The sequence below is a fragment of the Pseudomonas sp. GM78 genome, assembly GCF_000282475.1.
GTDB lineage: Bacteria > Pseudomonadota > Gammaproteobacteria > Pseudomonadales > Pseudomonadaceae > Aquipseudomonas.
This window is the reverse complement of record NZ_AKJF01000063.1, coordinates 1-12,705: the sequence shown is the minus strand read 5'-3', so window position 1 is coordinate 12,705 and position 12,705 is coordinate 1. Positions and strand designations below refer to the sequence as shown.

11 protein-coding genes and 1 riboswitch are annotated in these 12,705 nt (G+C 59.9%); of the genes, 6 read left to right on the top strand and 5 right to left on the bottom strand.

Translation table 11 applies throughout. The annotated features are described in order from the left end of the window. The first annotated feature begins 222 nt into the window (after positions 1–222). On the top strand, positions 223–903 hold the full coding sequence (locus PMI35_RS23265; protein WP_157295601.1) for a hypothetical protein: 681 nt from the start codon (positions 223–225) through the stop codon (positions 901–903). Between the two features lie 57 nt (positions 904–960). Here PMI35_RS23265 and PMI35_RS23270 read toward each other — a convergent pair whose 3' ends face one another. Continuing rightward, positions 961–1,839: a formate/nitrite transporter family protein gene (locus tag PMI35_RS23270; protein WP_008057043.1), complete on the bottom strand. Its 879-nt coding sequence runs from the start codon at positions 1,837–1,839 to the stop codon at positions 961–963. A 74-nt stretch (positions 1,840–1,913) separates the two neighbouring features. Continuing rightward, positions 1,914–2,318, bottom strand: a complete 405-nt coding sequence (locus PMI35_RS23275; protein ID WP_008057039.1) for an acyl-CoA thioesterase — start codon at positions 2,316–2,318, stop codon at positions 1,914–1,916. A 198-nt stretch (positions 2,319–2,516) separates the two neighbouring features. Continuing rightward, positions 2,517–2,619, top strand: a riboswitch (S-adenosyl-L-homocysteine riboswitch). A gap of 23 nt (positions 2,620–2,642) precedes the next feature. Between PMI35_RS23275 and ahcY the strand changes: the two genes are divergently transcribed. The 4 genes from ahcY to PMI35_RS23295 all read left to right on the top strand — a co-directional run bounded on the left by ahcY (position 2,643) and on the right by PMI35_RS23295 (position 8,189). Further along, positions 2,643–4,052 (top strand): adenosylhomocysteinase, encoded by a 1,410-nt coding sequence (gene ahcY, locus PMI35_RS23280; RefSeq protein WP_008057038.1) that lies wholly within the window; start codon positions 2,643–2,645, stop codon positions 4,050–4,052. 189 nt (positions 4,053–4,241) lie between these two features. Then, positions 4,242–5,087, top strand: coding sequence for a methylenetetrahydrofolate reductase [NAD(P)H] (gene metF / locus PMI35_RS23285; RefSeq protein ID WP_008057037.1), 846 nt, complete (start codon positions 4,242–4,244; stop codon positions 5,085–5,087). A gap of 186 nt (positions 5,088–5,273) precedes the next feature. Further along, a complete protein-coding gene (locus PMI35_RS23290; RefSeq protein ID WP_008057036.1) occupies positions 5,274–6,089 on the top strand; it encodes a substrate-binding periplasmic protein in 816 nt (271 codons plus the stop codon). A 225-nt stretch (positions 6,090–6,314) separates the two neighbouring features. After that, positions 6,315–8,189 (top strand): DEAD/DEAH box helicase, encoded by a 1,875-nt coding sequence (locus PMI35_RS23295; protein ID WP_008057035.1) that lies wholly within the window; start codon positions 6,315–6,317, stop codon positions 8,187–8,189. A 240-nt stretch (positions 8,190–8,429) separates the two neighbouring features. Here PMI35_RS23295 and PMI35_RS23300 read toward each other — a convergent pair whose 3' ends face one another. The 3 genes from PMI35_RS23300 to PMI35_RS23310 all read right to left on the bottom strand — a co-directional run bounded on the left by PMI35_RS23300 (position 8,430) and on the right by PMI35_RS23310 (position 11,601). Then, positions 8,430–9,017 carry a YceI family protein gene (locus PMI35_RS23300; protein WP_008057034.1) on the bottom strand — a complete coding sequence of 196 codons (588 nt, stop codon included), beginning with the start codon at positions 9,015–9,017 and terminating at the stop codon, positions 8,430–8,432. A 32-nt stretch (positions 9,018–9,049) separates the two neighbouring features. Beyond that, entirely contained in the window at positions 9,050–9,601 is a 552-nt protein-coding gene (locus PMI35_RS23305) for a cytochrome b (RefSeq protein WP_008057033.1), read from the bottom strand. A gap of 263 nt (positions 9,602–9,864) precedes the next feature. Further along, on the bottom strand, positions 9,865–11,601 hold the full coding sequence (locus PMI35_RS23310; RefSeq protein ID WP_008057032.1) for a flavin monoamine oxidase family protein: 1,737 nt from the start codon (positions 11,599–11,601) through the stop codon (positions 9,865–9,867). Between the two features lie 221 nt (positions 11,602–11,822). Between PMI35_RS23310 and bioA the strand changes: the two genes are divergently transcribed. Continuing rightward, a partial coding sequence (gene bioA / locus PMI35_RS23315) for an adenosylmethionine--8-amino-7-oxononanoate transaminase (RefSeq protein WP_008057031.1) occupies positions 11,823–12,705 on the top strand: 883 nt, incomplete at its 3' end.

Genomic DNA, 12,705 nt, shown 5'->3' with positions numbered 1-12,705 from the left:
CCAAGGTAATCTGGACGCACGTTGTGCGACATTTCTTCAGGTCTTTTGATCGATAGCCTTGAATCCAGCTGAAAGCCCCATGGCAGAGCCATTCGAGTAATGCCAAGGGGGCTTCCCAACCGACTGCAGGCAAGTATTTCAAGTTAATGCATCGCGCTCCCCGGGCATTCACCACTCTCCTAAAGTGCAGCTTCCGAACCGCCCTCAAAGGAAGAGGCACTTATGAGCAACCCAATACCTACCACAACGCCTTCAACACTCCCCTCGATCAACGAGGGCACTGCCACTCAAGGCTCATCTTCAGGTCCGATTGACAGTCACTGGAGTGATTTCATGAGCGGGTCGGCGCAAGTCGGTCAGGGCCACGCCGAAACCCTGTTGCGGTCATTGAGCGATCAAGGCCTGTCAATCCTTCGCTATGAAAACGGCGTAGTCGAAATACACCTCAAGCGCCCCCAACGATTCGCCTTCTCCGGCCATGAACCCAACGAAAAATACACCTTCAACTCCATGGGTGACGCTCTCTTGGCCCTCGATGACCAAATGTTCGAAGCGGCGACGCTGGAGCTGCAGAACGATCAAGCCTGCGAAGCAGTCATCGCCTTCCGACAGCAAGCTCAACATGCCTTGGACGACTTGAAACAGGCAGTGATTGACGCCTTTTCCATATCGAGGGAAAGATTGGAACTCTCAGGAGAAATGCACCAAGCGATGCATTACCTGGATCAACTTGGCGATACACCAGGAAAAACCGCGTGGCTGGCGATCAAGCTCAACCACAGAAGCGCCCCGGGCTTTCGGGAGCTGCTTCAAGCTGTCAAACGCCTGCATGCTGAAACTCCGGGTCCGAAGCCTGCGGTGTTGACCGAGGCAATCAAACGAATGGACATCCGCGATATCTGAGACCTGCACAGTTCCGTAAAGGCCGGCCGAGCACTGAAACCTCATCCGGCCTGCTACCTAGCGCTCCTCGGGTGTCGACTTGGCTTCGCTCCCCTTGTCTTTAGGCGCCCCGCTCTCGCTGCGAATCTGTGCATGGCTGATCAACGCAAAAATAAAGCTGCCACCCACGATGTTCCCCACCAGCGTGGGACCGGCGAACACCAGCCAGAAATCCTTCCACGGCAATTGGCCCGCAAACACCAGGTACGAGACCTCCAGCGAACCGACCACGATGTGCGTGAAATCCCCCAGCGCCATGAGGTAAGTGATGAGGATGATGATCCACATCTTGGCGCTCTCCATGGACGGGATCATCCAGACCATGGTGGCGATCATCCAGCCCGAGATGATGCCCTTGGCGAACATCTGGCTGGCGTCGTTCTCCATGACCTTGCGGCCGATGTCGAGGAAGGCCACGTCGGTCTTGCTGTCGAAAATCGGCAGCTCCAGCATGACGTAGGCCACCAGTATCGTGCCGCAGAGGTTACCCACCAGCACCACTCCCCACAGCCGCAGCAATCGGCCGAAGTTCCCAAGCGTGGGCTTGCTCATGATCGGCAGCACGGCGGTCAGGGTGTTTTCGGTGAACAGTTGCTGGCGGGCCAGAATCACCGCGAGGAAGCCGGCGCAATAGCCGAAACTGGCAATCACCTTGAAACCTTCGCCGTCCGGCAGGCGGGAATTGAGCAAGCCCATGCCCATCAACGACAGGCCCATGGTCAAGCCGGCGGCCAGTGCCGACCACCACAGCGCGGCAACGCTGCGTTCCAGTTCCTGATCGCCCTGGGTGCGGATGATTTCGTGCAGCACCGCCGCGCGCGGTGGCTGGTTCTTTTCGACTTCGTGCTGCTCTTTTGCCGAGAGGTCGGGGGTCTTGCCGTCTTTTTTAGTGTCCATGGAACTCCTGAACCGCTGGCGTGCGATTTAATTACGACCCCTGCGGTTCAGCTTACGTTCTTACACGCCGAACATTATTCGACGGCGCCCTCATCCTTGAACTGGTCCTTGACGTACTTGATCTCGGTGCGCCCGTGGGGCGCAGGCAAGCCGTCTTCACCCAAGTTGACGAAAACGATCTTCTCCACCGTCAGGATGCTTTTGCGGGTGATCTTGTTACGCACTTCGCACTTGAGGGTGATCGAGGTGCGACCGAACTCGGTGGCGGTGATACCCAGCTCGATGATGTCGCCCTGGCGCGAGGCGCTGACGAAGTTGATCTCGGAAATGTACTTGGTGACCACGCGCTGGTTGCCCAGCTGGACGATGGCGTAGATCGCCGCTTCTTCGTCGAGCCAGCGCAGCAGGCTACCGCCGAACAGCGTTCCATTGGGGTTCAGGTCTTCGGGCTTGACCCATTTGCGGGTGTGGAAATTCATATGCACTCCTGAGCGTCTTGCCGAATGATGGACGGTATCTTGGCAGACCCCGGGCCAGAGCTCTATTCGGCATCTTCTATGGCCACCATTACCGTTCGCACATTGACCGACAGAAACCCTTTGGAAGATCAGCATAGCCCGCTATAATCGCCCCCGTTTCAAAACGGTAATCTTCACTTGCTACCGTTTTCCCGCCACCTGTCCGAGGGGCGCTGCAGCAGGCTAGGCCTGTCAGGCTCGGATGGGGCGTTGCTTGGCCATCACCGGCCAGACACTAAACGCACAACGGCGCCCATTCGCATACATTACGAATGGAGGCTCTTCATGAGCGCTGTTATCACGCCTGCAGATTTTAACGATTACAAAGTCGCCGACATGTCCCTGGCTGCCTGGGGCCGTCGCGAAACCATCATCGCCGAATCGGAAATGCCAGCCCTGATGGGTCTGCGTCGCAAGTACTCCGAAGAGCAACCGCTCAAGGGCGCGAAGATCCTCGGCTGCATCCACATGACCATTCAGACCGCCGTGCTGATCGAAACCCTGGTTGCCCTGGGTGCCGAAGTACGCTGGTCGTCCTGCAACATCTTCTCGACTCAAGACCAGGCTGCCGCGTCCATCGCCGCTGCCGGCATTCCGGTTTTCGCCTGGAAAGGTGAAACCGAGCAGGAGTACGAGTGGTGCCTGGAGCAGACCATCCTCAAGGATGGCCAGCCATGGGACGCCAACATGATCCTCGACGACGGCGGCGACCTGACCGAACTGTTGCACAAGAAGTACCCACAGGTACTGGATCGCGTTCACGGCGTGACCGAAGAAACCACCACCGGCGTGCACCGCCTGCTGGACATGCTGGCCAAGGGCGAGCTGAAAATCCCGGCCATCAACGTCAACGACTCGGTGACCAAGAGCAAGAACGACAACAAGTACGGCTGCCGTCACAGCCTGAACGATGCAATCAAGCGCGGTACCGACCACCTGCTGTCCGGCAAGCAAGCGCTGGTCATCGGTTACGGTGACGTGGGCAAGGGCTCGGCTCAGTCCCTGCGTCAGGAAGGCATGATCGTCAAGGTTTCCGAAGTCGACCCGATCTGCGCCATGCAAGCCTGCATGGACGGTTTCGAACTGGTTTCGCCGTTCATCGACGGTATCAACACCGGTACCGAAGAAAGCATCGACAAGGCCCTGCTGGGCAAGATCGACCTGATCGTGACCACCACCGGTAACGTCAATGTTTGCGACGCGAACATGCTCAAGGCCCTGAAGAAGCGCGCTGTTGTCTGCAACATCGGCCACTTCGACAACGAAATCGACACCGCTTTCATGCGCAAGAACTGGGCATGGGAAGAAGTGAAGCCGCAGGTTCACAAGATCCACCGTACCGGCGCTGGTGCATTCGATGCCCAGAACGACGACTACCTGATCCTGCTGGCCGAAGGCCGCCTGGTTAACCTGGGCAACGCCACTGGCCACCCGAGCCGCATCATGGACGGTTCGTTCGCCAACCAGGTACTGGCGCAGATCTTCCTGTTCGGCCAGAAGTACGCCGACCTGTCGCCAGCCCAGAAAGCCGAGCGCCTGACCGTTGAAGTACTGCCGAAGAAACTCGACGAAGAAGTGGCCCTGGAAATGGTCCGCGGTTTCGGCGGCGTTGTGACTCAACTGACCAAGACCCAGGCCGACTACATCGGCGTGACCGTCGAAGGTCCGTTCAAGCCGCACGCTTATCGCTACTAAGAGCAGCTGCAAGCTTTAAGCTTCAAGCGGCAAGCAAGTGCCAAAAGCCGACCTTGCCGCGCGAAGCCGATCGCTTTGACCCAATTTGCCAAAACAGTTTCAGGCAGCAGGTTCCAGGCACAAGAGACAAGCGCACCTCCGCTTCTCTTGCAGCTTGTAGCTTGTAGCTTGTAGCTGGAGGTCCCCTCCATGTCCCAAGATCGTCGCTACAGCTTCGAGTTCTTCCCTACCAAGACCGACGCTGGGCATGAAAAGCTGCTCGCCACTGCCCGTCAGCTGGCCACGTACAACCCCGATTTTTTCTCCTGCACCTACGGTGCGGGTGGCTCGACCCGCGATCGCACGCTCAACACCGTGTTGCAGCTCGAAAGCGAAGTCAAAGTCCCGGCCGCACCGCACCTGTCGTGCGTGGGCGACAGCAAGGCCGACCTGCGCGGCCTGCTGAGCCAGTACAAGGCCGCCGGCATCCAGCGCATCGTCGCTTTGCGCGGTGACCTGCCTTCGGGCATGGGCATGGCCAGCGGTGAAATGCGCCACGCCAACGACCTGGTTGAATTCATCCGTGAAGAAACTGGCGACCATTTCCACATCGAAGTCGCCGCCTACCCGGAAATGCATCCGCAGGCGCGCAACTTCGAAGACGATATCAACAACTTCGTGCGCAAAGCCAACGCTGGCGCCGACAGTGCGATCACCCAGTACTTCTTCAACGCCGACAGCTACTTCTACTTCGTCGAGCGTGTACGGGCCAAGGGCGTGAACATCCCGATCGTGCCGGGGATCATGCCGATCACCAACTACAGCAAGCTGGCACGCTTCTCCGATGCCTGCGGTGCGGAAATCCCGCGCTGGATCCGCAAGCAGCTGGAAGCCTACGGTGACGACACCCAGAGCATTCAGCGTTTCGGCGAGCAAGTCATCACCGAGATGTGCGAACGCCTGCTGCAGGGCGGCGCGCCAGGGCTGCACTTCTACACACTGAACCAGGCTGAAGCGAGCCTGGCGGTGTGGAACAACCTGAAGTTGCCGCGTTAAACAAAGCAAGATCAAAAGATCGCAGCCAGCGACGGCTCCTACAGGAAATAAACATTCCAACGTAGGAGCTGTCGCAGGCTGCGATTTTTGCTTTCAACGCACTTTTATTGTGCGGCAATCCACGGAGTTAGAGCATCTGCTGCCAGTTTCTGGCTCTTTCGCGTTTCTCGTCGTAATCTCAAGCCCATGCCTTTGATCACGCAGTTCGTCGCCCTGCTTGTTTTCACTTGCCTTAGCTTTGCCGCTAGGGGCGAGAAGCTGCGCATTGTCACCGAACCCTGGGCACCTTACGTGTACGAGGAGAACGGCAAGGCACAGGGACTGGACTACGAAACCACCGCCATCGTCTTCAAGCGCTTGGGCATCGAAGTGGAATGGCAGTTCCTGCCATGGAAACGCTGTCTGTCGATGCTTGAAACCGGTCAGGCCGATGGCGCGCTGGACATCTTCCATAGCGATGAGCGCGATGCGACCCTGCTCTACCCCAGCGAACCGCTGTCGGACGTGCAGTTCGTGATGTTCTACGCCAACGCCAGGCCCCACCCGTTTCGCACCCTCGACGAACTGCGCGGCCTGACCATCGGCATCTCTCCTGGCTACCTGTACAGCCAGGACTTCAGGAACTCGACCCTGTTCACCCGGGAACCCGCGCCGAGCCATGAGGCGAACTTCGGCAAACTGGTGCGCGGGCGGATCGACTTGCTGATCACCGACCGCAGGGTGGGCCAGCACTTGCTCGACGAACTGAATATCCGCAACCAGATCACCGAAAATCCCGTCGTCATCAGTCAGCAGAGCCAGTTCCTGGCGGTGCGACGCAATGCCGGCATGGACTTGCTGGTGCAGCGCTTCGGCGCCGAACTCAAACGTTTCAAGCGCGAACCCGCCTACGCCGAGCTCAGCGCGCGATATGGCGCCGCCCCGGCCGATACCCCCAACGCCGGACGGACCACGGCCAACACGGAAAAAACCGTTGAGCAGCAGGAAAGCGGCGCGCAGTGATTGCTCTGTTATACTCCGGCCTTCCCGCCAGGCTCACGCCCGGACGCTCGGAACCGTTCAAGGCATCTCGACCCCGCTACAGCGCAGCTTTTCAGCCCGCGCGAGCGCTCCAGACGAGCCTTCGTGACCGAAGCAGGACCGGACGGGATTGCGTTCCTCATAAACGCCATTCGCGCCAGGCAAGACTCCCATTGGGCCAAGCCCTAACTTAAAACAGGATTACTCATGTCCTTTGCTTCCCTCGGTCTCTCCGAGGCTTTAGTCCGCGCCATCGAGGCAGCGGGCTATACCGAGCCTACTCCGGTGCAACAGCGGGCCATTCCCGCCGTGTTGCAAGGTCGCGACCTGATGGTCGCGGCACAGACAGGTACTGGTAAAACCGGCGGTTTCGCCCTTCCGATCCTGGAGCGGTTGTTCCCCAACGGTCACCCGGACAAATCCCAGCGTCACGGCCCGCGCCAACCGCGCGTACTGGTCCTGACCCCTACTCGCGAACTCGCGGCGCAAGTGCACGAAAGCTTCAAGGTCTATGCCCGTGACCTGAAGTTCGTCAGCGCCTGCATCTTCGGCGGCGTCGGCATGAACCCTCAGGTCCAGGCCATGTCCCGTGGCGTAGACGTGCTGGTGGCCTGCCCTGGCCGCCTGCTCGACCTGGCCGGCCAAGGCAGCGTCGACCTGTCCCACGTGGAAATCCTCGTGCTGGACGAAGCCGACCGCATGCTCGACATGGGCTTCGTCCATGACGTGAAGAAAGTCCTCGCCCGTCTGCCGGCCAAGCGCCAGAACCTGCTGTTCTCGGCGACCTTCTCCAAGGACATCACCGACCTCGCCGGCAAGCTGCTGCACAACCCGGAACGCATCGAAGTCACGCCGCCGAACACCACGGTCGAGCGCATCGAACAGCGCGTATTCCGCCTGCCGGCCAGCCACAAGCGTGCACTGCTGGCGCACCTGATCACCGCTGGCGCCTGGGAACAGGTGCTGGTGTTCACCCGCACCAAGCACGGCGCCAACCGCCTGGCCGAGTACCTGGACAAACACGGCCTGAGCGCCGTCGCGATCCACGGCAACAAGAGCCAGAACGCTCGCACCAAAGCCCTGGCCGACTTCAAGGCCGGTACCGTGCGCATCCTGGTTGCCACCGACATCGCCGCCCGCGGCCTGGACATCGACCAGTTGCCACACGTGGTCAACTTCGAACTGCCGAACGTCGATGAAGACTACGTGCACCGCATTGGCCGTACCGGCCGTGCCGGTCGTTCGGGCGAAGCGATCTCGCTGGTGGCCCCGGACGAAGAAAAACTGCTGAAAAGCATCGAGCGCATGACCAAGCAGAAAATCGCCGACGGCGACCTGATGGGCTTCGATGCCAGCGCCGTGGAAGCCGAGAAACCCGAGGCACGCGAGCGTCCGGACATGCGCAACCCGCGCAATCCACGTGGCCCGCGCGGCGACGGTCCGAATGGCAGCGGTGGTGGTGGCGGTCGCAAGGACAAAGGCAAGGACAAGGGCAAGGAAAAACCGGCAGGCGAGCGCGGTGAGCGCCCAGCCCGTCAGCAAAAGCCGCGCGAAGGCACCCCGGCCCGCGAACAGCGTCAGCCAAGCCAGCCGCCGCGCGCCGCAGCTGATCGTGCTCCTGACGAGTTCCTGGACGACGATATCGATAACTTCGGTAACCGCGTCGACTACGTGCCACAGCAGAAACCGGCCCAGGGCCGCGGCCGTCGCCCAGGTGCTCCGGCACAAGGCACAGCTGCAGGTGCAGGCGCACCACGTGGCGGCAAGCCACAGGGTGGTCGCCAGAGCGGTCCGCGCAACAGCGATGGCGCCAGCACCGGCACCCCGCCAGCCAAGCGCAGCGGTCCACGCAGCGGCGCACCACGTGATGGCCAGGCCCGTCGCGAAGACTCGCGCAACCGCCGCCCGGCCCGTGACGAGCAATCGCGTTCGGAACCGGCCGTGCAGAACCCACGTGGCCCCGCGCCGAAGATCATGCACAAGGAGTCGAAAGCCGATCGCTTCCCGACACCTGAGCAGCTGGATCAACTGCCAAGCCGTCCTCGTGGCGAAAAACCGGCATTGCTGACCCGCAATCGCTGAGTTATCGCTGCAATAAAAAATGCCCCGTACCGAAAGGTCCGGGGCATTTTTTTGAGCGATACAAAACCTGTAGGTGCGAGCCTGCTCGCGATGGACGTGAACGATAACGCGTTAAACCAGATGCCCAGCGGCGCCTATAGGTTTTTCGCGAGCATGCTCGCTCCTACAAGGGGGTTGCGTGCGGCAATAAAAAACGCCCGCGCTCGGGAGAGCAGCGGGCGTTTTTGTCAGCAGCGAAAGTTACTTCGCTTTGACACCTTCAAACGTCACGTACATTTCAACTGCATCGGACGATGGACCCAGGTCTTTCTGCTTGCCGAAATCGGAACGCTTGAGGCTGAAGGTACCCTCGAAGCCTGCACGGTAGCCGCCCCATGGATCCTTGCCTTCACCAAGGAAAGTGGCTTTGACCACGATTGGCTTGGTCACACCGAGGATAGTCAGGTCGCCAGCCACGTCAGCAGTGTCCTTGCCAGCAGCGTTTTTGCCGGTAGGTTTGACGCTGGTGGAAACAAACGTGGCTTTGCTGCCGTTCAGGAAGTCTTTGCTGGAGATGTGCTTGTCGCGCTCGGCGTTGTTGGTGAACACGCTGGCAGTATTCACGTTGAACTCGATCTTGCTGTCTTCAGGCTTGGCAGCGTCAAAGCTGAACTTGCCGTCGATGTCCTTGAAAGTACCGGTGATGAAGCTGTAGCCCAGGTGGCTGATCTTGAAGTCAACGAAGGCGTGCTGGCCTTCCTTGTCGACCACGTAGTCAGCGGCCATGACGCTACCGGCGGACAACAGGGCGGAACTGATTGCCAGAGCGGCCAGAGTCTTTTTCAACATGCTTTGTTTTCCTTTGGAGTCGAGGTTGAACTTCAGGCTTTGCGACCCAGCATTCGCTTGAGGGTCACATCACGGTCGATAAAGTGGTGCTTCAATGCTGCCAACGCATGGAGGCCGGAAAAAATTACCAGCACCCACGCCAGCCAGAGGTGAATCACACCGGCGGTATCTGCCTGGTCCGGTAGTCCGGACACCAGCGCAGGCACTTCAAACAAGCCGAACACCGGGATACCGACACCTTCTGCGGTGGAAATCAGGTAACCGGCAATCATCACAGCGAACAGACTGAGATACAGAAAGCCATGGCCGAAATGGGCGCCCAGGCGCGTCAGACGGCTGTAGCTGGACAGGGTCGGTGGCGGCGGACTGATGAAACGCCACAACACCCGCAGCACCATCACACCCAGCAACACCAGGCCGATGCTCTTGTGCAGGTCCGGCGCGTCTTTGCGCCAGGTGCTGTAGTAGTCGAGCCCGACCATCCACAGCCCCAACGCGAACAGACCGAAGACCGCCAGCGCCACACTCCAGTGAATGAAAATGCTGACCCAGCCGTAACGGGAAGTAGAGTTTCGTAGCTGCATTGCCTAGATCCTGTATGTGCTGGCCCAAGACTATCGATTTATCCATCGAATTAAAGCCGAAAATTTCGCTTTGAAATATCGAGAAATGCGATCGAAAGCCTAAATCACGCGGGTTAAGGAAAGATTAAAGTCGAAATTGTGAGAAAAAGTGAATACAAAGCAGAGAACACCTGTATCAAAAGATTTATTCGATTTCGCTCCCGGTTTTTTTCCGGACATAAAAAAGCGCGACCCTGGGGCCGCGCTTTTTTTACACCTGAACGTTACTGGGCCTTGGTAACAGTGGCCGCCGCTGGCTTCTTCGCCGGTTCAGCCTTTTTCGCCGGGGCTTTTTTTGCCTCGGTCTTGGCTGCCGGTTTCTTCGCCGGGGCTTTGGCTGGCGCTTTCTTGGCCGGCTCAGCCTTCACCGGTGCAGCAGGCTTCGCTGCCTCGACCGGTGCAGCTGCTGGTGCCGGCGTTGGCGCTGGTGCAGGCGCCGGTGCGACAGGTTCTGGTGCCTTGACCGGTTCCGGTTTCTTCTCGTCATCCGAGCCGCCGAACAGATTGCTGAAGAAGTTGCCCTTCTTCGCCGCCACCGCGCCGGCTGCAGCTGCCGCGGCTACTGGAGCGGCCTTCGCCGGGTCAAACGACTTGCCAGCCGCCAGGTCTTCAACTTGACCTGCCGCACGCTGACCGGTGCGCAACGCGCCTTCCAGGGTGCCCGGGTACAGGGCGTCGGTGTGCTCGCCAGCAAAGGCTACGCGTTGAACCGGACGTTCCCACAGGCGCCAGAACTTGCTGATCTGACCTGGACCGAACGCCAGGTAAGCGCCGCCCATCGAAGGGTCGGTACTGTACCGACGGATTTCATAACCGGTAAACGAACCACGCGCCTGTGGATAAAACGCGTGCAGGCGAATCAACACCTGATCGGCCATTTGCTTGTCGCCGAACGCCTGCATTACGCGTGCGTTATCGCCGGACAGGTTGATCACCACGTTGGCGCCGCCCTTCAGCGCAGGCTCGACCCACAACATGCCCAGGCCGGTGTTGCTGTAGATCTCGCCGGACATGCGCGCCTTGCTTTCCCACACTGGCGTCTTGAACTTCAGCATGATCTGGTCGCGCCAGCCGTAGTTGGTGCCCTTGATCGCCGCCAGGTGCTGGGCGTCCAGTGCCGGGGTCATCTGGATCTTGTTCAGTGCACGCAGAGGCACGGCCAGTACGACGTAGTCAGCCTGATAACCAACGCTGCCGACCTTGACGGTGACGCCGTCCTTGTCCTGGCTGATGGACGAGACCGGGGAGCTGGTCTTGATGGTTTTCAGTTGCTTGACGAAGGCCTGGGCCAGCACTGGGCTGCCACCGACCAGGCGCGAAGCGCGCAGGTCACGGTCGGAAACGCCACGATAAACGCGGCTCTGCTGGGCGAAGTACAGCAGCGAGATGCGCGAAGGTTCGTCGTAACGGGTACGAATCTGCTGGTTCACCAGCTGACGGGCAGTCGGCGGCAGGCTCAGGCGATCAAGCCAGTTGGACACGTTGATCTGGTCCAGGGCGTGCAGCGTGTTGTTGGCTGCCGGGTTCAGCGGGTCTTCGATCGAGCGCGCCAGGTCATCCACAGTCTTTTCGTAGCGCTTGAGCGCTTCGGCAGTGGTTGGATCCTTGGTGGCCAGATCGGCCGCGGTGTAATACACGCCATCGATCAGGTAGCTGGGTGTGCGCACGAATTCCGGCGCTGGCGTGGTGCTCAGCTTGAACGTCGAGACGTACTTGTTCAGGACTGGCTGGGTCTTGTCGTTGCCGATCCACTCGCTGGTGGCCATGCCGGAGCGGCCACCCAGGCTCGGCTTGGCTTCCAGCAGCGTGACCTGCCAGCCTTTGTTCTGCAGCTCATAAGCAGCCGTGAGGCCCGAGACCCCGCCGCCGATCACGATCGCGGTTTTATCCTTGGCCAGCGCAGACACGCTGAACAGCCCCAACATCACCAGCGCACAGGCGCGCAGCCAACCGACAGACATTCAGCGAACTCCGGAAATTCAGGAAAAAATAGCGGTTTTACGAGCCAGGCGGCCCAAGAACCGCGAAGGATACGTCAGCCGTCAGACGCCCGCCAGCAACGTCTACCGCCCTATACAAAGTAGCTCAATCGACACAATGGGTTGTTCCCGAGGCACGCTTTGCATAGGCTTGCGCGATTGTATGTCCGCGCGTGTCACGGACCGCCTCGAGGAGACTGAACATGGGCCTGAACAATCAGTGGATGCAGCGCGATCTCGCGGTGTTGTGGCATCCCTGCACCCAGATGAAAGATCACGAACAACTGCCGCTGATCCCGATCAAGCGCGGTGAAGGCGTGTGGCTGGAAGATTTCGAAGGCAAACGCTACCTCGACGCGGTGAGCTCCTGGTGGGTGAACGTGTTCGGCCATGCCAACCCGCGCATCAACCAGCGCATCAAGGATCAGGTCGATCAACTGGAACACGTGATCCTCGCCGGCTTCAGCCATCAGCCGGTGATCGAGCTGTCCGAGCGCCTGGTGAAGATGACGCCCGAAGGTCTGACCCGGTGCTTCTACGCCGATAACGGTTCGTCCTGCATCGAAGTCGCGCTGAAAATGAGCTTTCACTACTGGCTCAACCGCGGCCTGCCGAACAAGAAGCGCTTCGTCACCCTGACCAACAGCTACCACGGCGAAACCATGGCGGCGATGTCGGTGGGCGACGTGCCGCTGTTCACCGAAACCTACAAGGCGCTGCTGCTCGACACGATCAAGGTGCCGAGCCCCGATTGCTACCTGCGCCCTGAGGGCATGAGCTGGGAAGAACACTCGCGCAACATGTTCGCCGCCATGGAACAGACCCTGGCCGAGAACCATGACACCGTCGCCGCCGTGATCGTCGAGCCGCTGATCCAGGGCGCCGGCGGCATGCGCATGTACCACCCGGTGTACCTCAAGCTGCTACGTGAAGCCTGCGACCGCTATGGCGTGCACTTGATCCACGACGAAATCGCCGTTGGCTTCGGCCGCACCGGAACGATGTTCGCCTGTGAACAGGCCGGCATCCGGCCGGACTTCCTCTGCCTGTCCAAGGCCCTGACCGGCGGCTACCTGCCACTGGCGG